Genomic DNA, 19,833 nt, shown 5'->3' with positions numbered 1-19,833 from the left:
TCCACGCCATCTTCGACGCGGAACAGGACATCGTAAAGATGCCCCTGGACGATTACCTCTACTACGAGCTGGGCACTCATTACGAATACACGGCCTATCAGATTGCCAAGAAGCAGTGCTATGCCGAACACGGGCAGAGCTACACCGACCCCGACCAAGCTCCCCAATCTGAAAGCGCGCCGCGTGGCGATTTGGGCCGAAAGTACGGTCCCTGGAACGTCGAGTACGCCAAGAAGTACGGTTTTCAGAAGCGAGACCCCAACGCCAAAGCTCCCATCTCCGTCACCCCAGGGGCAAGCCTCAGCCCCGAGGAGAGGCTCATCATCGAATGTGATGACAAGGTCCGCGAGACCCTGGACGCCGCGGTGCCCGAAGGTAAGAGGCCCGAGAATGATGTGCAGTCCACATCCAGTCGTATCTCCACCGAGGCGAGCAATGCCGTTTACGGTAGCAAACTGCACCGCGAGCTTGAAGAGAAGTGGAAGCAGTGCGTCTCAAACCGGGGGCTCACCCCCAATAAGGCAGGATCGGTCGCCGAGGAATCCCCGCTGAATGAGCAGCGGAGCAAGAACGGCGGTTACAACGAGCCCGCCTCCGAAGAGGAAATTCGCATCGCCACCATCCAGGCCGAATGTAACCAGCAGGTCGGCATGAGCAAGCAGCTCTACGACCTGGAAGCTCAGTATCAGATGCCGCTCATCCGCAAGTACCAGTCGCAGCTTGAGCAGGACCGCAAGGCAGAACGTGAGCGTGACGAGAAGTTCAAGCAGTACGTTCTGGAGCACCAGTAATCCGAGGTGCTGAAAGACAGCGCAAAAACAGTTTAGAAAGACACCGCCATGACCACTCACACGAAAAACCAAAACAGCGGGCACCGCTTCAGCGAACGCATCGCCCGACCCCGCGTGCTCCTGCTGCTCGCAATCCTCGCCATCGGCTCGCTCATGCTGTCCTTCTACCTGGGCACCCGCTACGCAGCCACCGGACCCGACCCGACCGTGCAGGCGAAAACCGTGATCCCGGTCTGGGCGAAGGTTGAAGAACGCACCGTCAGCGAGGGCCTCGCCATCGCCGGAACCACCAAGGCGGGAGAGACCGCCCCGATTAGCGCGCGCACCAACGGTGAACCGGTGCTCGTCTACCAGAACCAGAAGCCCGGTAACGTGCTCAAGGCCGGTGACTTCATCGGCATTATCGGCGCCGATCCCGTCTTCGTGCTGGAAGGGCCGTTGCCGCTGTACCGCGACCTCAACCTGGGCGATAACGGCGACGACGTGCTCGCCTTCCAGAAGGCACTGAACTCCGCCGGGTACGCCACCGCTCAGAGCGGCACCGTCACCGAAGACACCCTCGACGCCGTCACGCGCCTGCACCGCGCGCACCTGACCGGCGTGCCCAGCGAGGGGGTCACCAACATTGCCCGCAGCAACTACGCGATTCTGCCCGGCGGTAGCCACACCGTCACCGCAGTTGCCGCGGTCGGCCAGCTCATCAGCGACGGCAACCCCATCGCGAGCGTAGAAACCAGCGAACCCTACGTGGAATCCAGCGTTGAACTCGCCGTCGCCAATAAGCTCAAGGTCGGCGACCGCGTTAGCCTGCGCACCTCCACCGGTAGCGTGGAGGGCACCATCACCAGCATCGGTGAGCTGCAGAACGACCCCTCCAAGGGTGCGGCAAAGAGCGTGCGATTCAGCGCCGACGACCCGAGCAAGCTCACTCCGGGGCAGAGCGCATCCATCACCAGTAAGGGCAACACCTCAACCACCCTCGCCGTGCCGACTACCGCGGTGCGCCAGGACTCCCAGGGCACCTATGTGCTCGTTGAAAAGGGCGGAAGCTCCACCTCGACCAGCAAGGATGCGCCCGCCACCGAACGAGTCAATGTTGAGGTTCTGCGCACCGCCGGCGGATACGCCGCAATCAACGCAAACCTCAGCGCGGGACAGAAGGTGCTTGTCTCATGAGTCGCCGTAAGATAACCCCAGACACAAGCCCAGGACGTGCGCCTACAGTTGCGCCCAACGTAGCGTCCGCCGCTACACCTGCCGCCGGGCTCGGTACCGCGCCCGCTATCGAAATGCACGGCATTACCCGCATCTTCGAGGGGAGCGAACGAGCAGTCCTCGACCATCTCGACCTGGTGGTCGAACGCGGCGAATTCCTCGCCATTATTGGTCCGTCGGGCTCCGGTAAATCCACCCTGCTCAACGCCATTGGCCTGCTCGACACTCCCACCAGCGGAACCTACAGCCTCTTCGGCAAAAACACGGAAGGACTCAGCGACAGAGAACGCGACGAAATGCGCCGAGACCACCTCGGCTTCATCTTCCAATCCTCAAACATGCTGCTGGACGAAACCAGCACGACCAACGCCTCCATGGGTCTGCGTGTGCAGGGCGTACCCTACAGCGAGCGCCTGCAACGCACCGAAGAAACCCTAGAATTTCTGGGGTTGAGCGACCGCGCCAGCATCCGCACCCGCTACCTCTCCGGCGGTGAGAAGCAGCGCTGCGCCATTGCTCGTGCCCTCGCCACGCGCCCGCCGCTGATTCTTGCCGACGAGCCCACCGGCAACCTGGATAGCCACAATAGTGCCAAGGTCATTGAGATTCTTCAGCGCATTAACGCGACCGGCTGTACTGTGCTGGTGATTACCCACGACCCGGAGGTTGCCGCCGCCGCCCGCCGCGTGATCCGCATTGAGGATGGGCAGCTGCACGAGCAGAGCCGCGCCGACTTGGCTACGGTGCCGGTCGCTGAGGTGCCGGTTGCCGAGGCTGTGCCGGTTGCAACGGACACCCCGGCAGAAGCCACGGTAGGTGTCCCGGTAGACGCCTCCGCCAGCCTCGCACCGGGGGAGAAGCCCGCTACGCACCGCCGCGGAAGCTTCCTCACCGACGACAGTATCGAGGCGATTTCCGCGCTCACCTCACGACCGCTACGCACCCTGCTGCTGGGCCTGTCTTTCGCGCTGGGCGTGGGTGGACTCATCAGCGCCTCCGGCATGAGCGAATCCGCCAGCTACCAGGTGAACCAGCGCCTGCTCGGATCCGAACAGTCCACGCTCTACATCAGCGACAGGGATAATGATGAGAACGTGCTCGGAACCTACCGGCAGGGTGAATCCGCGCAGAATGTTGCCGACCGCATTAGCGCGCTGGACTACGTGAAGAACACCGGATTCGTCAGCAGCGTGGCGCCCGCCGACGTGCGAATCACCCGGTTCAGCCCCTACGAGGACGAACCCAAAACGGCGATTGGCCTCAGCTCCACCTCGAAGACCAGGCTCGAGCAAATCGGTGCCCGCATGAACCCCGAAACCCTGCGTGCGCTCGAACAGATGAACTCGACCCTCACCCTGCAGAACGTTGCCGACCGTGAACGCGCCGAGCAGCTCTCGGGCGCCATCGTCTCGGTCTCCGCTGCCCGAGCCCTCGGCATTATTCCCGAAGATAAGGCGGCAGATAACGCCACGGCGGAGCCCCGACCCGGTGAGATGCCCGTCGTCGACTACGGCATTAAACTCGGCGGGCTGCCGCAGGTGGCACCCGGCGTGAGTATCTGGGTGGACGGTCAGCTGATGCCGGTCATCGGCCTCTTCGACCCCGGCAACAGCGGCTACGAATTCAGGAACACGGTCATTGTCTCGCCGGGCACACTTCAGCGCACTGGACGCGGCCAGGTGACCTACATTGCCGAAACCGAACGAGGCTACGGCAAGGCAGTAGCCAAGGCCATTCCGCTGACGCTCAAGCCCGCTGAGCCCAGCCAGATTAACGTGGAAACCCCCTCCGACCTGCAGAGCCTGCGCGCGTCTATCGCCTCGGATCTGGGTCTGTACGTGGGTGTGCTCTCCGGGATTCTGCTGGTGCTCGCCTCGCTCTCGGCGGCAACCGCCATGTACCTGTCCGTGCAATCGCGCACCGCAGAAATTGCGTTGCGCCGCGCCATCGGATCGAGTAAATGGCTGATTGCCCGCATCTTCCTCATGGAGGGTGTCATGCTCGGCGTGCTCGGCGGCTCCATCGGCGCCTGCTCCGGCATGATTGCGACCATCATTCTTTCGCTCGTGCAGGGCTGGCAGGCGGTTCTCTCACCCGGATTCGTGGTGCTCGGCGTGGGCGTTGGCGCCCTTACCGGTCTGGTGTCTTCGGCATACCCGGCGTGGGTGGCATCCCGCAAGAGCCCCGCCGACGCGATGCGCGGCTAAAGCGCCCGTACGGGGAAGCAGACTCACCAAATCCCCGAACTATGACCGGTCAAATAGGTATTAGATAGCCCAAACCTTAAAATAAGGGGAGGTAAAAACACCAGAGACTAGGTCAAAGGACAAAATCGTGAGCCGAACGCACACACCGCGCCACGCTGACAAACATCAGAACACAGAGGCACCAGAGGTGGCCGAAGGAAAGCGCAACGACCGCGCTGCCCGTCGCCCGCCTCTGGGCCCTGACGCCCGTAAAACCCTCAGCACGTTCGGCATTATTACCGCCGTGCACACCCTCGCGACGGTGCTTTTCAGTGCCGCCCTGGCTGTGATTATTGCCCGCGCGGCACACGCCGGATTCGCCGCTGTCGCAGCCGAACACGCGCGTCTCAAAGAGACGAGCGCGCCGGACGTGTACCGCGCCTACGTTGAGTTCGCCGGCTCCGCGCAGGCGCAGCTGGAGGCGCACGGCGGCTGGCTACTAGGCCTCGGCGGTATCTTCGGTGACGGTGACGCCATTACCCCCGGCCTGCTTGCGGTCGCCGTGGCTGCGCTGCTCGTCCGCTCGGGCACCGACTATCTGCTGGCTGTGAGCGCGCAGCGTGCAGCCTCCGGAGCGAAGTCTCAGATTCGTTCCGCGCTACTCAAGCGCGTGCTCGCCACCGGTGGCGCAGACACCCCCGAGGGTACCGGCGCGACCGCTGTGCTGCTGTCCCGCGGCCTGAATGCCCTGGACGACTACTACACCAAGACCCTGACCGCGTTTGTTTCCACCGCGGTCGTGCCGGTCCTGCTGTGGGTCGTTGTGGCGGCCCTAGACTGGATGAGCGCCATGGTCCTGGCATGCACCTTGCCGCTTATTCCGGTGTTCATGATCCTGATTGGTAAGAACACCCGCGACGAAACCGCAGAAGCTCAGGCTGAACTGCACCGCCTCTCCGACCATATTCTGGAGCTGGTGCGCGGCCTGCCCGTCATTATCGGTCTGGGCCGTGAACGCGCACAGACCCGCTCCATGAACGCCCTCGGTCAGCGTTACCGTGAACGCACCATGCAGACCCTGCGTAGCGCTTTCATGTCTTCGCTCGCTCTGGAGCTCATCACCACCATTTCGGTGGCGCTGATTGCTGTGCTGATTGGTGTGCGCCTGGTCAACGGCACCCTGGGCCTGGACACCGCAATTCTCGTGCTGCTGCTGGCTCCCGAGTGCTACCAGCCGCTGCGTGATGTGGGTGCCGCCTACCACCAGTCGGAGGACGGCGTTGCCGCCCTGCGTAGCGCCCAGAAGATTATTGATGCGCCCCTGCCCGCCCCCGCTGCGGACTCGACTGCGCAGGATTCGGCAGCGCAGAAGGCCCAGCCTTCCACTATCTCTGTTGAGGACCTGTCGGTGAGCTACCCGGCGCGTCCTGCCGTGCTGACTAACCTGTCGCTGAATCTGAACCGTCGCGTTGCCACTGCCAACGGTGAGCGCGGCGCGGTCATCGGCGTGATGGGCGAGTCCGGTTGCGGTAAGTCCACTCTGCTGAACGTGTTCTCCGGTGCCGTGCGTGAGGGCCTGGTGCCCACCGGCTCGAAGGAGCCCGTGCACCTGACCGGTAGCGTGACCGGCCTGGGCACCACCCTGGTGATTCCGCAGTCGCCGGTCTTCACCGCGCCGACCGTGCAGACCGAAATGGCGCTCTACGCACTGAGCGCTACCGAGGCTGAGCGTGAGCGTGCAGCCGCTCTGCTCGGTGAGGCGATGGACTCCAAGAAGCTGTCCGTCACCGATGCCGAGTCTGCTCTGCTGGTTGGTCCGCTGGCTCAGCTGGGCATGGAGAAGCTCACCGCCCTTGAGCCCGGTGCCCTCAGTGCCGGTCAGGCGCGCCGCCTCGCCGTGGCACGCACCTTGGCTCGCGCCGAGGCTATCTACCGTGCTGGCGGTGAGCAGACCGTGCTGACCGTCCTGGTGGATGAGCCGACCGCGCACCTGGACGCCTACTCGGCATACTTGGTGACCCGCGCCCTGCACCGCCTGGCGGAACTTGGCGCAACCGTGCTGATTGTGACCCACGAGCAGGAGCTCGCCGCTGGCTGCGACACCCTCGTTCGTGCTGTGCAGACCGCCCAGGGCTACACCTGGACCGCCGAGGCGAACACTGCCCGCGTTGCGGTTCCTGCGCAAGCCCCCGCACACCTGCTCAAGGACAGGGAAGAGTACGAGGCTGAAAGCACCGCCCCGGCGGGCGCCTCCGCAGCTGCCGAGGCCGAGGAAGCCGAGCCTGCCGGCCTGTTCGCAAGCCTGCGCACCCTGAAGGAACTGACCGGTATTGGTGTTCGCGCCGCAACCGGCCCGGTGATCATGGCTGCGATTACTTCCCTGATGGCTGCGGCACTGACCGCGCTGTCCGGCTGGCTGATTGTTCGCGCCGCCGAGGGCCCGGCAATGATGTACCTGATGGTCGCCATTGTGGGTGTGCGTTTCTTCGGCCTGGGTCGTGCCTGCGCCCGCTACGCTGAGCGTCTGATGACCCACTCGAAGGTTCTTGCCGCCGCAAATATTCTGCGTCTGCGCGCCTGGGTTGGCGCATGGCAGAGCGTGAGCAGCGTGCGTGCCCTGCTGCGTGGTGACGCGCTGCTCGAACGCCTCGTGGGCGGTATTGATGAGCTGCGTGACGGCGTGCCGCGCGTTATTATTCCGCCGGCTGCGCACCTGCTGGTTATGACCGCGGCGCTGATTACGACCGCGTGCATCCTGCCGCAGGCTCTGATCCCGGTCCTGATTGCCGTTCTGGTCAGTACTTTTGTGGCTCCGTGGATTGTGCTCCGCGCCGATGCCCGTGCGGAGGCGCTGGCTCGCCGCTCCACCGCGCAGATGCTGCGCCTGGGTACCGGCATGCTCTCGGCTGCTGAGGATCTGCGCGCTAACGGCGTGGCAACCACCGCTGAGAAGGCTAACGGTGCCCTGGATGCCGAGAACCTGTCCGCCCTGCAGAAGGGCTCGACCGCTCAGGGTGTGGGCCGTACCCTCGTGACTCTGAGCTGGTTCGGTGCGGCTCTGGCGAGCGCAGTCATTGCGTACCCGCTGGCTGTTGACGGCACCGTGCGTGCCCCCGAAGCGGCGATTGTGGTGCTGCTGTGCACCGGCATGCTGGAAAGCTCCCTGGGCCATGTTGAGGCGGTCCGCTCCTGGCCCGCGTTCAGCCGCCTGCTCGCTACGATTGCCCCGAGTGTGCGTGACGTATCCCTGGAGGGTATTGTTGCCGTCTCGACCCTGAAGCGTTCCGTGCCGACCGAGGCTGAGGTGGACACCCACGTTCTGCCGCGTCGTGTTGAGCGTCTGCGTGCCCGCGCGGAGGCCGAGATGGAGGAGCTGCTGGAGGCTGACCGTCAGCGTGCTCACCGCTTTGATCGCCCCGAATCTGCAACTGATTCTAAGGCTGGCGCTAAGGCGGAGTCTAAGGCTGTGCGCCCGCCGAAGCCCGGCGAACCCACCCTGGTCAGCTGCGGTACCCCGCAGGAACTCGGCGTGAAGGTCACCGACCCCGCTCTGAGCCTGCAGGATGCTGCCGCCCGCTGGCCCGGCATGGATCACCCGGTCTTCACCGACCTGAACATGAACGCCCGTGCAGGCTCCTGGACTGCGGTGACCGGCCCCTCCGGTTCCGGTAAGTCTACGGTGCTTGCAACCGTTCTGGGCTTCTTGCCGCTGGAGTCCGGCCGAGTGCTGGCATCCGGCGAGGTCCTGGAGGGCGAGCAGCTGCGCGGCTACGCGGCGTGGTGCCCGCAGGCGGCTCACATTTTCGAGTCGACCCTTGAGGGTAACCTGATGCTGGCTCGTGACCGTTCGGATCGCCCGAGCGAGGAAGAGCTGATTGAGGTTCTGCGCCGTGTGGGTCTGGGCGAGTGGTTTGACGCTCTGCCTCAGGGCCTGCGCACCCCGGTGGGTGCTGGCGGTTCCTTCCTGTCGGGTGGTCAGCGTCAGCGTCTGGCGGTGGCTCGTGCCCTGCTGGTGAACTCGCCGGTGCTGCTGCTGGATGAGCCGACCGCGCACCTGGACGCTGAGTCTGCCCGCGCGCTGATGGCTGACTTGGATGCGGCAACCCGTTCCAGCTCCATGGCTACGGTTCTGGTGTCGCACCGTCCTGAGGATATTGCCCGCTGCGATGAGGTGGTTCGCCTCTAAACGCAGCTGAGCGTAGCCACCACGGGCGAGATTGAACGCAAGAAATTGCGAGGAATGCCCCGGTACTTCGTGAAAGTACCGGGGCATTTCTGTGTGCAAAATTTTCTGGGCACGTTGCTCTGTGCGTTATATCTGCGCGGATTCTCCCAGGCTTTGTAAACAACCTAAGGTCAAAAGGCCGTGAACGGCGCGCCTAGAAAAGCTTTTCACCCTCCGGGCTAACCGCCAGCGCAGCAGAAACAGCCGCATAGTTCGGGCCCACAATGCCGATGCTCTGAGTGAGCATCACACCGGAACCGTCACGGGCACCGTGCTCGGTCGGCAGGGAACGAGCCACACCGCCGGAGGACGCCGCCTTCGCCGGGCCCACGCCCACCCACGCCAGAGCCAGCTGGCTCTCACCGGTGAGGAAGCGGTGCGCGCGCACACCGCCGGTCGCGCGGCCCTTCTGCGGGTACTCGCTCAGGGCGGTGACCTTGGCGCTTGCCAGGCCGTCCTTGCCATTGGTGACGGTTACGACCTCCGCCGCGTCGCCGGGCGCGGTCACACCCAGGGCGATGAGGCGGTCGCCGTCGGCAAGCTTGATGCCTGCGATACCGCCGCCGGTGCGTCCCTGCGGGCGGACCTTCGCCGCGTCGAAGGTCAGTAGCTTCGCGTCGCGGGTGACGAAGGTGAGCACCGCATCGTCGGTGGGGCAGGGGGCGACGGCTACGATTTCGTCGCCGTCCTTGAGCTTCATGATGTCCCACTCGGTCTGGTTCAGCGGGTAATCCGGGTTGAGGCGCTTGATCACGCCGCCCGCGGTTGCCAGCGCCAGCACCGTGTTTAGCGGTATGAGGGCAACCAGCTTCTCGCCCTTGGCGAGCTGAACCAGCTCGGATACCTTCACCGCCGACGCCATGGAGGGGGTGCCGCCGTTCTCGTCCAGCACCGCAATGTCCATGACGGACAGGCGCACCATGCGTCCTGCGGAGGTCATGGCACCGATCTCGCCGCGCGCGGTGGTCGGCACAATCGAGGTAAACACGTCGTGCTTGAAACGCTTGCCGGGATCCACGAGTGCCTCGCGGATGGGCTTGCCGGGGGTACGTCCCATCATGCTGGAGGCCGAAAGCAGCACCCAGCAGGGATCGTCCGCGATTTCGAGGGCGAGACCCAGGCTCTTCTTCGCCTTGGATTGCGCGGTAACTGCCTCAATGGCGACCTGCATCTCGTCCTTGGTTTTGAGCTGGGTGCGGCGGTCGGTGCCGTAGCGTTCGGCGACCTCTGCGAGCTCCTCGGAGACCAGTTCGCGCAGCGCCGCATCGGAACCGAGGATACGCTGCAGCTCCGCGATTTCCTGCTGCAGGGTGTCGCGCTCTGCTTCGAGTTCCAGGCGGGAGTACTTGGTGAGCTGGCGCAGGCGCAGCTCCAGAATGTGGTTCGCCTGGGTGTCGGTCAGGTCGAAGACGACCTTCAGCTTTTCGCGTGCCTGAGCGGTCTCATCAGATTCACGAATGATCTGGATGACCTCGTCAATGTCGAGAATCGCCACGAGCAGGCCCTCCACCAGGTGCAGGCGGTCGGTGCGCTTGCCCAGGCGGAATTCGGTGCGGCGGCGGACCACGTTCAGGCGGTGGTCAATGTACACGCGCATCAGGTCGAGCAGGCCGAGGGTCTGCGGCTGACCGTCCACGAGCGCCACGTTGTTGATACCGAAGGAATCCTCAAGCGGAGTGTGCTTGTAGAGGGCGGCGAGCACCGCCTCCGGGTTGAAGCCGTTCTTGATTTCGATGACGAGGCGCAGACCGTTGGTGCGGTCGGTCAGGTCGACCACGTCGGAGATGCCGGTGAGCTTCTTGGAGTTGACGCCGTCCTTGATCTTTTCGATGACCTTTTCGGGGCCTACCATGTACGGCAGTTCGGTGACGACAATGCCCTGCTTGCGGGGGCTGACCTGCTCGATGGAGACCTTCGCGCGGGTCTTGAAGGTGCCGCGGCCGGTTTCGTAAGCGTCACGGATACCTCCCAGACCCACGATGGTGCCGCCGGTAGGCAGGTCGGGGCCGGGGATGAACTTCATGATGTCTTTGAGGGTCGCCTCGGGGTGGGCGATGAGGTGGCGGGTACCGGCGATGACCTCGCGCAGGTTGTGCGGCGCCATGTTGGTCGCCATGCCGACCGCGATGCCGGTGGTGCCGTTGACGAGCAGGTTCGGGAACGCTGCGGGCAGCACGGAGGGCTGCATGAACTGGTTGTCGTAGTTCGGTACGAAGTCAACCACGTCTTCTTCGAGGTCCGCGGTGAGTGCCTGCGCGGCGGGCGCCATGCGTGCTTCGGTGTATCGGGCGGCTGCCGGGCCGTCGTCGAGGGAGCCGAAGTTACCGTGACCGTCAACGAGGGGAAGGCGCAGCGCGAAGGGCTGGGCGAGGCGCACCATCGCGTCGTAGATGGCGGCGTCGCCGTGCGGGTGGAGCTTACCCATGACCTCGCCGGTCACGCGGGCGCTCTTGACGTGGCCCTTGTCGGGGCGCAGACCCATCTGCTGCATCATGTAGAGGATGCGGCGCTGCACGGGCTTGAGGCCGTCGCGGGCGTCGGGGAGGGCGCGCGAATAAATCACCGAGTAGGAGTATTCCAGGAAGCTGGTTTCCATCTCGGCGGATACGTCGATGTCGACGATATTCTCTACCACATCCACCGGGTAGTCGCTGACGGCGGATTTGGATCGGCGAGCCATATGTCTCCTCGTGTCGGTGTGTTTTCGCTCCTCCTATTTTAGCGGGTGGTAGCGGATGAGACGGGCTGGTTGGTCGGCGTCATCTGTGGGGTGCGCCAAGGCGGTTGCGGGGCAGTAACCGAAGCGTACCGGGGGATTGCAAGCAGTCATATGAGCCTGTATTAGCGTGGTCAAGTAGCACAGCCCGGCTGGAACCCTCTAAGGTAGAGGGTAGTAATACCTAACCGCCTTCATTGTGTGCGCCGACCGACGTCGCCTCATGAGGGCACCGCACGAAAGAGGTACGATGTACGCCACCACCCCCGAACGCGAGCAACTGGTCGCAGACATTAAGCATGCCGGTTTCTACCCCGACCTCGTGCTGGAAGTGGTGGATGACGCGCTGGCGGGCATGAACCCGGACGCGCACTTCGTACAGCATGAAACCCACTTCTCACGCGATGATTTTCACCGCCACATCACCGTGATGGTGCTCTGCGGTGAGCACGTCATCTTTGCGCACCTGGACGACCAGCACCTTGAAGGTGACGCGCAGGGTACCGTGGCGCACGTGAGCGTGGAGGCGGTGCACCTGAGCGCCCTGAACGCGGTCACCATCAGCTACGGTTTCAGCCAGCCGCAGGCGTACAACGCCGGTAGCACCGCCCCGACTGAGATTTCCTTCCAGATTGCCTGGACCGGTTCGTTGCACATGGAGCTGGCTCCTGCCGGCTGCCAGGATCCGCAGTGCAACGCCGACCACGGCTTCACCGGCGATGCGCGCCGCGAGGATATTGCGGTGCGTGTTTCTACGACCGCTGACGGCCCGGAGTCGGTTCAGCGTGCGCAGCATTTTGCGCGTGCGCTGCACCGTGCCCGCATGTACGCAACCCGCCGATAATCACCACCGATAAGCACCGGCGAGAAGCACCGGCGGTAGCGCTCGCCGCACAATAACAGCCCGCGCGGTGCCCCGTACTTTCACACACCCGCCACACCCCTGAGAGGACCTTATGACGGTACAGACCACCCTGCACGATGTTCTGGGCGCGCCGTTGCCTCCCGCGCCCGCCTACGGCAGCAATAGCATCGCCGATGTGCTGGAGTCCGCCTCCTCTCTGGTGGCTCAGCGAAGCCCGGTGCGCCCGGTCCACGCCCTGGACGCCGACCCGGCCTTCCACTCCTCCGCCGACCCTCTGAACCTGGCTGCCCGCCTGACCGAGCAGGATGTTGACCCGGACTCCTTCCGCCACGCCTGCGTGATCATGGTGGACGGCCTGGGCGAGCAGCTGCTCAACAGCTACGGTGGCTACGCGCCCGCCCTGCGTAAGACCCTGAACCTGGGCCCGCTGGACGCTGCGTTCCCCACCACGACCGCCGCCTCCCTGACCTCGTTGGGTACCGGTACGGCACCCGGCGCGCACGGCATTGCCGGCTACGAGGTGCGTAACCCAGCGGGTAACGGGGGAGCGGGCTCGGTCATGAACCACCTATCCGGCTGGGATCAGTCGGTGGACCCGCACGCCTGGCAGCCGCTGCCGACCGTGCTGGAACGCCACCATACGAACCGCCGCGTGCTCACCATTTCGCTGGGTAAGTACCGCGGTACCGGTCTGACGGAGGCGGCGCTGCGTGGCGGCGACTTCGTGGATGCCGTCGGCTATAACGCCCGCGTCACCTACGCCCTGGAGGCGCTCTCCAGCCGCACCCCGACCACCGTGTACCTGTACTGGGGTGAGATTGACGCGGCGGGCCACCGCTACGGCGTGGGTAGCGATGAATGGCTGCAGCAGCTGGAGGAACTGAATTCGGCGCTGAAGCGTCTGGCGGAGCGCGCCCCGGCGTGGGCGGCACTCTTCGTGACCGCCGATCACGGTATGGTGAACGTGCCCGAGCACCAGCGCATCGACTACTCTGGCGTGGAGGAGCTGACCCGCAACATCGCCATGACCGCCGGTGAACCGCGCGCCGTGCACCTGTACCTCGAAGACACCTCGGAGGCGGCACGCACCGCCACCGCTCAGCGTTGGGCGCAGTACTGGGGCGAGCGCGCCTGGGTGATTGATTCTCGCGAGCTGATGCGTGCCGGCTATTTCGGCCCGGTCATCACGGATGCGGCGCGCGGCCGCATTGGCGACCTGATGGTGTGCGCTCGCGACGATTGGGCGCTGTACGATATGCGGCATTATCAGGAGCGTGCCCTGCACATGGTTGGTCAGCACGGTTCGCTGACGGACGCTGAGCGTCTGGTGCCGTTGCGCATGCTCAAGACTTTCTAAAGCGCTGGAGGATATACGAAAACCGCTGGTTATTCGGGTGAATAACCAGCGGTTTTCGTATGTCTAGAGGCCCTTGACTAAAGCCCTCGACTAAAGACCTCGTCTAGATGCCTTTGATCGGGCGGCGCGAGGGCGGTCGCTTACTTGCGGCTACCGAAGATGATGTCGTCCCAGGCGGGAACGCTCACGCGCTGCTTCTTCGAGGAGGAAGGCTTGGGCTTCTCCTCGGATGCAGAATCGGCGGAGGCGGGCTCAGCCTGTGCTTCAGCTGCGGGTGCCTCAGCAGCGGGTGCGTCCTCAATGGGCGCCGGCAGGGCGAAGGACTCGACTGGAACGGATTCAACGGGGGCTTCCGAATCCACAGCCAGCGGGTCGGCGGTTTCTACGGTGGTTTCTGCGGTGGGCTCGGGGGCTGCCGGTGCAGCAGGTGCCGCAGGCGCTACCTGGGCAGCGGGTGCAGCGGGCTCAACCGGTGCTACAGGCTCAGCGGGCTCAGTGGGCTCGCGGTGCACGAACACCTCGGGCTCCTCAACCTGCGCCGGGCGCACCGAGCGGGCGCGCTCCAGAAGCTCCTTGAGCTTACGCTCATCAGCGCTCTCAGAAGAAGTAAGGGGTGCCGGTGCGGGCTCGGGTGCCTTCGGCAGGCGGGCGGGAGGAACCTCCACGGGAGCCTTCTTCGCGGCGGCGGCAACAGCGTCCTCACTATTGCCCATCAGGAAGTACGCCGCCTCATTCGAAGCGTACAGGCCCTGGTTCGCCGGGTTGTACACCCAACGTGCGGGGAAGACGACCTGCGCGGGCAGGTTCTGACGCACCGAGTCCTTCAGCGCAATATCAACCTCAACGCGCCACTGGCCGTTCTCCTGCTGGCGGGTGGTCCAGTCCTGGGTTGCCTCCTCAAAACCGTAACGCTCGGAGACTTCCTCAATGCGGGCGCTCAGGGTCACTGGAATCTGTGCGGTACCCGAAGCGGAGCTGCGGCGACCAATCTTCACGCTCTGAGCGGCACGAATAATGTGAGCACGCTCAGCAACAATCGGCCATTCGTAGCGGCGCACACGCTCCGGCTCCCAACCGGACTCTTCAGCGATTTCCTCAACGGAGGCACCCTGACGGAAACGGGTCTGAATATCGCGCGGACCGTAGGTGCCCTTAGCGCCCAGACCGCGGGCGGGCTGAATACGGCGAGCCTTGGTGATGCTCGTGCGCAGGTTCGCGTCAATCGGCAGCAAAAAGCGGGTGCCGTCAGCAGACTCAAGCACCAGATTTTCGCCGTCATCGTGAACGCCAATCAGACGCAGTTCAAGCATGAGAACCTCCATAGGTGAACCGGACGCGTTCGTGAATGTGTTGCACGGAACGCAAACTACCTTCCAGGGTACCGTGAAAGCGCGGTAAATCAGTAGCGGAGGCGGGATTTTCACCAAAAAAAGATGTACTTTTCGCACCGAAAAAGCTAGAATGTGACGCCAAAACAGTCCAAAGCCTACCCAGGATTAGACAAATAGGGTGCCAATGGTGAACAATACCTGGCATGCCGTCGGGGTTAAATACACACCAGCGGCACCTAGAGCACTCATTAAACCAGCGTGGCCTAGTCCAACACACAGCCACAGAACCAACGGAGCGTGAAAGTTTGGCAACTGATTACGATGCACCTCGCAAGCAGGACGAAGAGCAGAACGAAGAGTCCTACGAGGAGCTGAACGCCCGCCGTTCCGAGATGCAGTCCGGTGCGGTGGACGAAGACGAAAACAGCGCAGCAGAAAGCTTCGAGCTGCCCGGTGCTGACCTCTCCAACGAGGAGCTGAACGTTGTTGTTCTGCCCGCTCAGGACGACGAATTCACCTGCGCATCCTGCTTCCTGGTGCGCCACCGCTCGCAGATTGCACGCGAAGAGGGCGGCCTGTCCTACTGCATCGAGTGCGAGGGCTAAAACTTTAGGGAAGGGCTAACACCCACCCGACATACACCTCATGACGGGGCGAGTGCCGAGTGCACCCGCCCCGTTGAGTATGTGAAAGCCGCGCACGCAAGAACGGCGCCGCGTCGCACCCACCACGGCACACCGCCGCACGCGCTGAACGCGAACACGGAACGAAAACACCCCGCAGTAGAGTCTCAACACAGCGCGAGGTGATGGCACAGACACCCGCGAAAGGTTAGAGTATTGACCATGATGACCCCCGTAAACGTCCACATTAAGCTGCTCGACCCCGAGCTGCCCGCACCCGCCTACGCAAAGCCCGGCGACGCCGGCGCTGACCTGCGCTCCCGCATCGACTTCGAACTGGAACCGGGCGAACGCGCCCTCGTCCCCACCGGCGTGGCGATCGCCCTGCCCGAAGGTTACGTTGGTCTGGTGCACCCGCGCTCCGGCCTGGCAACCAAGAACGGTATCACCATTGTGAACGCACCCGGCACCGTTGATTCCGGCTACCGAGGCGAGCTGATGGTCACCCTGCTCAACACTGACAAGACCAAGTCCTTCCACGTGCAGCGCGGCGACCGCATTGCCCAGCTGGTCATTCAAAAGTACGAGCACGCAACCTTTACCGTGGTGGATGAACTGGAACAGACCGAACGCGGCTCCAGCGGCTTCGGCTCCAGCGGAATCCACTAGTCTGCTCTCACCGCGATTGTCGCACGAGAGAAGAGAAGAAACCCCCGCACCCTGCGTGCGGTGAAAGTAGGAATACCATGTTCGGATTTGGTAAGAAGAAGCACGCCGAGGAGGCTGAAAAGGCCGCCATCGACAAGGCTGTCGCCGAAGAGATTGAGGAGACCAACGTCGAGGTTGAGGAGCTGAAGGAAGAGGAGAACTCTCCCGAGGTTATCAAGTACGACCGCGTCAACGGCCCGCACGACATTGAAGAAGTCACCGCCGAAGACCTCGAAGACTACGTCGACCTGGGTGCGCTGCGCATCAAGCTGCTCGACGGCATGAACCTGCGCCTCGAAACTGACGACGCAACCGGCGCGGTTATCGCCGCAACCATCACCCGCGACGGCGCAACCCTGCAGGTGCAGGCATTCGCCGCACCGCGCACCACCGGCATCTGGGACGACATCCGTCACGACCTGACCGAGTCCGTCGCATCCCAGGGCGGCATCGTCGAAATCTACGCCGGCGTATTCGGCGCCGAGATGCTGACCCGCCTGCCCGCCGTTACCCCGGACGGTCAGCCCGGTGAGCGTATCGCCCGTTTCGTGGGTGTGGACGGCCCCCGCTGGTTCCTGCGCGGCGTCATCTCCGGCGCGGCTGTGCTCGGTGACGATAAGGCTGCCGCCTCCGTGGAGGAAGTCTTCCGCACTGTCGTGGTGGACCGTGGCGACGACCCGCGCCCGCCGCGCGAGCTGCTGCCCATGACTCTGCCTGCCGACCTGGTTGTGGCTGAGGAAGAGCCCGCCGTGGAGGAAGAAACCGAGAACGAGCACAGCAAGCTGCGCCCGATGCCTCGCCGCGGCCCTGAGATTACCGAGATTGGCTAATGCCTGAGTTTTCGAACTACCCGAGTGCGCTCGCGGTTCCTGAGGAGCAGATTCTTGCTCCCGGGTACCCCGAGCGCTTTCGCGTACGCCTTGCCGGACGCGTGGAGCAGGTATGGCTACCTGCGCTGCAGGATAAGCCGATGTACCGTGCCGAGCTGGTGGTGGCTAAGTCTAAGCCCCTGCAGTGGTCGAGCCCGCTGGCGCTGATTGGTATGCCGATCGTGGAGCCGCCCGGTGAGGATTTCGAGGAGGAATCCGAGGACCCCGAGAAGCAGCACCATTTGAACACGGCGTCTTTGGCGACCGTGGCGGTGCAGGAGCCTCACGAGGTGTCTTTCCCGCCGTATGCGCCGTTCAACCCGGGGGATAGGGTGCTACTGAAGTGGCAGGGGCAGCGGATGGTGCCCGGTGTGCTTGCCGGTGCGTTGTTGCGCTGTTCCGGTGTGGTGTCGGTGAGGGCTCATCAGCCGGTGATTTATAACCCGCGCTATGAAATCGTGCCGCAATTCTTTGCTGAGAAGGGAAAACATGAGCGCTGAGCAGTCTTCGACCCAGCCCGATCCGAACACTAACCCCGCAACTAGCCCGGTTGCTGACCCGGCGCAGGAGGAGAATCAGCTGGCGCAGAGCCTGAGCGCCTCCATGGGTGCGAATATGCGCCGCACTGCCAACGGTGATGTGGATATTCTGCACGCTATCGGCGGCTGGCGCGGCCTGGTGGAATCCTCCCTGCCCGCTGTGGCGTTCCTGGTGTTGTTCACCGTGACGAAGGAACTGAACCTGTCCCTGATTGCGGCGTTGGCTGCGGCGGGCGTGTTCACGCTGATTCGTCTGGTGCAGGGCTCTAAGCTGGTGAGTGCGCTGACCGGTCTGGTGGGCGTGGCGATTTGTGCGTTTGCCGCGTACCGTACCGGTAATGCGAGCGACTACTTTGTGGTGGGCTTCTGGACGAACGGCGTGTACATCCTGGCGTATCTGCTGTCGATGCTGGTGCGTTGGCCGCTGATGGGTCTGATTTTTGCGGTCATTCGCGGTGAGGCGCTGAGCTGGCGCCAGAACCCGGTGCGCCTGCGCCAGTACATGCTGGCGACCTGGATTATTACCGTGCTGATGATGCTGCGCCTTGCCGTGCAGGTGCCCCTGTATTTTGCGGATAATGTGGAAGCGCTGGGCGCGACCCGCCTGATCATGGGTCTGCCGCTGTACGCTTTGGGTGTGTGGCTGGCGTGGCGTGTGTCGGCTCCCGAGGAGGCGCCGGTGAGCGAGGACCCCGAGGCTGACGAAACTGCCGAAGCTGCCGAAACTGCCGAAGCTGACGGTTCAGAAAGCCGCTAACCCCACAACTTCATAGAAGTACGCGAAAGCCCCGGTACCCGTGACCGGGGCTTTCGCCTCCTCAAAACTTACGTATAAACGCTATGCGAACAGTGCTATGCGAATAGCGCGCGGATCTGGTCCTCACCGGCAATGGTCGTGATGAAGAACAGCTCGTCGCCGCCCTCAATCGCCACGTCGGAACTGGGCGGGATTGGCGCGCCGTCACGCAGGATCGCGGTGAGCACCGTATCGACGGGCCACTGCACGTGGTCCACGCGGTAACCGATGACGGGGTGGTCATCCGGCACGGTGTACTCGGCGAGGGTCGCGCCGCCAGCCTGCAGGGTCAGCAGGCGCACCACGTCGCCGACTTCCACGGCTTCCTCGACGAGGGCGGTCATCAGACGCGGGGTGGACACGGCAACGTCCACGCCCCAGGAGTCGTCAAAGAGCCACTCATTACGCGGGTTGTTCACACGCGCCACGGTGCGCGGCACACCAAACTCACTGCGCACCAGCAGGGAGACCATCAGGTTTGCCTTATCGTCACCGGTTGCGGCAACGACCACGTCCGCCTTGTTCGGGTGCACCTGGCGCAGTACGGACAGCTCGCAGGCGTCACCAATATGCCAGCGCACGCCGGGCAAATCGGCGCGCTTCTTGACTTCGGGCTTGGAGTCGATGATGGTCACGTCGTGGCCGTTCATCATGAGCTCTTTAGCGATGGAGGCGCCCACGGAACCGGCACCAACAATGAGGACCTTCACTTACTTCTCACCTTTCGAGGAATCACGATGGCGGCCGATGAGTTCGAGGGGGTCGGGCAGCTCCGGGGGAGTGTCACCGAGGTGGAACTCATGCTCGACAACGGGGCCGTCGTTGTGCTTCTGCTCGGCGGGTTTCTTCGGGGCGTGGGGGTGCTTGCGGTGGCCCGAGGCGGGGGCGTAGTTCGCCTCCACTTCTTCGTCTTCAACGCGCGGCGGGCGGGAGAGAATACGGGTTACGTCCGCAACGTCGTCGGTGCGCATCATGACGTGCACACTATCGCCCTGCTGATAGGCGGAATCGGGGCGGGGGAGCATGCCCTCACCAAAGCGGGTGATGTAGGCGATGCGCACCCCGGCGGCACGTTCGATACTGGTCAGGGCGTGACCCGCCCAGCCGTCGTCGAGCGGAATTTCGGTGAGCATGAGGCGGCCCGAGGGTTCACGGAAGTCGCCCTTGAGCGCCTGCTCGGGCAGCAGGCGGCGCAGCACCTGGTCGGTGGACCAGCGCACCGAAGCGACCGTGGGAATCCCCATGCGCTGGAAGAATTCGGCGCGGTTCGGGTCGTACACACGCGCCACAACGTTCTTCACCTTGAACATTTCGCGTGCCACACGGGCGGCAATAATATTCGAGTTATCGCCCGAAGAGACGGCGGCAAAAGCGTACGCCTCGGTAATGCCGGCACGCTTGAGGGTGTCCTCATCAAAACCGACACCGGTCACCAGGCGCCCCTCAAAGCCCTTACGCAGCGGCTGGAAAGCACGTTCGTCCTGGTCAATGACGGCGACCGTATGCCCCGAAGCTTCCAGAGTGCGCGCCAGCATGACGCCCACGCGTCCGGCACCCATAATGACGAAGTGAGGCATACATCCCTCCGAGTGTTGATGTTTTACGGTGATAA

General features: G+C 63.7%; 15 protein-coding genes. 11 read left to right on the top strand and 4 right to left on the bottom strand.

The window, feature by feature from the left end; genetic code table 11:
* The 4 genes from HMPREF2999_RS08585 to HMPREF2999_RS08570 form a co-directional block, all read left to right on the top strand.
* The coding region (locus tag HMPREF2999_RS08585) for a multidrug transporter (RefSeq protein WP_070697763.1) at positions 1–791 on the top strand (791 nt) is incomplete at its 5' end.
* A gap of 48 nt (positions 792–839) precedes the next feature.
* Complete coding sequence (locus HMPREF2999_RS08580) at positions 840–1,967, top strand: efflux RND transporter periplasmic adaptor subunit (RefSeq protein ID WP_070675129.1); 1,128 nt, start codon at positions 840–842, stop codon at positions 1,965–1,967.
* Entirely contained in the window at positions 1,964–4,213 is a 2,250-nt protein-coding gene (locus HMPREF2999_RS08575; protein ID WP_070675132.1) for an ABC transporter ATP-binding protein/permease, read from the top strand. The genes HMPREF2999_RS08580 and HMPREF2999_RS08575 overlap by 4 nt, the downstream gene beginning before the upstream one ends.
* Positions 4,214–4,400: 187 nt before the next feature.
* Positions 4,401–8,378, top strand: a complete 3,978-nt coding sequence (locus tag HMPREF2999_RS08570; RefSeq protein ID WP_246823107.1) for a thiol reductant ABC exporter subunit CydD/CydC — start codon at positions 4,401–4,403, stop codon at positions 8,376–8,378.
* Between the two features lie 193 nt (positions 8,379–8,571).
* Here the strand turns inward: HMPREF2999_RS08570 and HMPREF2999_RS08565 are convergent, their stop codons facing one another.
* Positions 8,572–11,097 carry a DNA gyrase/topoisomerase IV subunit A gene (locus tag HMPREF2999_RS08565; RefSeq protein ID WP_070675137.1) on the bottom strand — a complete coding sequence of 842 codons (2,526 nt, stop codon included), beginning with the start codon at positions 11,095–11,097 and terminating at the stop codon, positions 8,572–8,574.
* A 286-nt stretch (positions 11,098–11,383) separates the two neighbouring features.
* Here HMPREF2999_RS08565 and HMPREF2999_RS08560 point away from each other — a divergent pair, with 286 nt between their 5' ends.
* Positions 11,384–11,977: a DUF5998 family protein gene (locus HMPREF2999_RS08560; RefSeq protein ID WP_070675140.1), complete on the top strand. Its 594-nt coding sequence runs from the start codon at positions 11,384–11,386 to the stop codon at positions 11,975–11,977.
* 112 nt (positions 11,978–12,089) lie between these two features.
* A complete protein-coding gene (locus HMPREF2999_RS08555; protein WP_070675143.1) occupies positions 12,090–13,355 on the top strand; it encodes an alkaline phosphatase family protein in 1,266 nt (421 codons plus the stop codon).
* 140 nt (positions 13,356–13,495) lie between these two features.
* On the opposite strand, the gene sepH is transcribed toward HMPREF2999_RS08555, so the two are convergent.
* A complete protein-coding gene (gene sepH, locus HMPREF2999_RS08550) occupies positions 13,496–14,665 on the bottom strand; it encodes a septation protein SepH (RefSeq protein ID WP_210399547.1) in 1,170 nt (389 codons plus the stop codon).
* 326 nt (positions 14,666–14,991) lie between these two features.
* Here sepH and HMPREF2999_RS08545 point away from each other — a divergent pair, with 326 nt between their 5' ends.
* From HMPREF2999_RS08545 to HMPREF2999_RS08525, 5 genes are all read left to right on the top strand, one after another.
* Complete coding sequence (locus HMPREF2999_RS08545; RefSeq protein ID WP_005506382.1) at positions 14,992–15,291, top strand: DUF4193 domain-containing protein; 300 nt, start codon at positions 14,992–14,994, stop codon at positions 15,289–15,291.
* Positions 15,292–15,531: 240 nt separating this feature from the next.
* Complete coding sequence (gene dut / locus HMPREF2999_RS08540) at positions 15,532–15,978, top strand: dUTP diphosphatase (protein WP_044142235.1); 447 nt, start codon at positions 15,532–15,534, stop codon at positions 15,976–15,978.
* Between the two features lie 77 nt (positions 15,979–16,055).
* Positions 16,056–16,847 (top strand): DUF3710 domain-containing protein, encoded by a 792-nt coding sequence (locus HMPREF2999_RS08535; protein ID WP_049337392.1) that lies wholly within the window; start codon positions 16,056–16,058, stop codon positions 16,845–16,847.
* Complete coding sequence (locus tag HMPREF2999_RS08530; protein WP_012903717.1) at positions 16,847–17,386, top strand: hypothetical protein; 540 nt, start codon at positions 16,847–16,849, stop codon at positions 17,384–17,386. Before HMPREF2999_RS08535 ends, HMPREF2999_RS08530 begins: the two co-directional genes overlap by 1 nt.
* Positions 17,376–18,182 (top strand): DUF3159 domain-containing protein, encoded by an 807-nt coding sequence (locus HMPREF2999_RS08525; RefSeq protein WP_070675149.1) that lies wholly within the window; start codon positions 17,376–17,378, stop codon positions 18,180–18,182. Before HMPREF2999_RS08530 ends, HMPREF2999_RS08525 begins: the two co-directional genes overlap by 11 nt.
* Before the next feature lie 95 nt (positions 18,183–18,277).
* Here HMPREF2999_RS08525 and HMPREF2999_RS08520 read toward each other — a convergent pair whose 3' ends face one another.
* A complete protein-coding gene (locus HMPREF2999_RS08520; protein ID WP_070675151.1) occupies positions 18,278–18,931 on the bottom strand; it encodes a potassium channel family protein in 654 nt (217 codons plus the stop codon).
* Positions 18,932–19,798 carry a potassium channel family protein gene (locus HMPREF2999_RS08515; protein ID WP_070675154.1) on the bottom strand — a complete coding sequence of 289 codons (867 nt, stop codon included), beginning with the start codon at positions 19,796–19,798 and terminating at the stop codon, positions 18,932–18,934.
* Between the last annotated feature and the right edge of the window lie 35 nt (positions 19,799–19,833).

The organism is Rothia sp. HMSC066H02 (assembly GCF_001814995.1).
GTDB lineage: Bacteria > Actinomycetota > Actinomycetes > Actinomycetales > Micrococcaceae > Rothia > Rothia mucilaginosa.
This window is presented reverse-complemented; position numbering and strand designations above follow the sequence as displayed.

What these genes read in the sequence shown, in the direction of transcription:
- dut (WP_044142235.1), top strand. Translation starts at nt 15,532, where the DNA reads ATGATGACCCCCGTAAACGTCCACATTAAGCTGCTCGACCCCGAGCTG.
- sepH (WP_210399547.1), bottom strand. Translation starts at nt 14,665, where the DNA reads ATGCTTGAACTGCGTCTGATTGGCGTTCACGATGACGGCGAAAATCTG.
- HMPREF2999_RS08535 (WP_049337392.1), top strand. Translation starts at nt 16,056, where the DNA reads ATGTTCGGATTTGGTAAGAAGAAGCACGCCGAGGAGGCTGAAAAGGCC.
- HMPREF2999_RS08515 (WP_070675154.1), bottom strand. Translation starts at nt 19,798, where the DNA reads ATGCCTCACTTCGTCATTATGGGTGCCGGACGCGTGGGCGTCATGCTG.
- HMPREF2999_RS08560 (WP_070675140.1), top strand. Translation starts at nt 11,384, where the DNA reads ATGTACGCCACCACCCCCGAACGCGAGCAACTGGTCGCAGACATTAAG.
- HMPREF2999_RS08525 (WP_070675149.1), top strand. Translation starts at nt 17,376, where the DNA reads ATGAGCGCTGAGCAGTCTTCGACCCAGCCCGATCCGAACACTAACCCC.
- HMPREF2999_RS08555 (WP_070675143.1), top strand. Translation starts at nt 12,090, where the DNA reads ATGACGGTACAGACCACCCTGCACGATGTTCTGGGCGCGCCGTTGCCT.
- HMPREF2999_RS08580 (WP_070675129.1), top strand. Translation starts at nt 840, where the DNA reads ATGACCACTCACACGAAAAACCAAAACAGCGGGCACCGCTTCAGCGAA.
- HMPREF2999_RS08530 (WP_012903717.1), top strand. Translation starts at nt 16,847, where the DNA reads ATGCCTGAGTTTTCGAACTACCCGAGTGCGCTCGCGGTTCCTGAGGAG.
- HMPREF2999_RS08565 (WP_070675137.1), bottom strand. Translation starts at nt 11,097, where the DNA reads ATGGCTCGCCGATCCAAATCCGCCGTCAGCGACTACCCGGTGGATGTG.
- HMPREF2999_RS08575 (WP_070675132.1), top strand. Translation starts at nt 1,964, where the DNA reads ATGAGTCGCCGTAAGATAACCCCAGACACAAGCCCAGGACGTGCGCCT.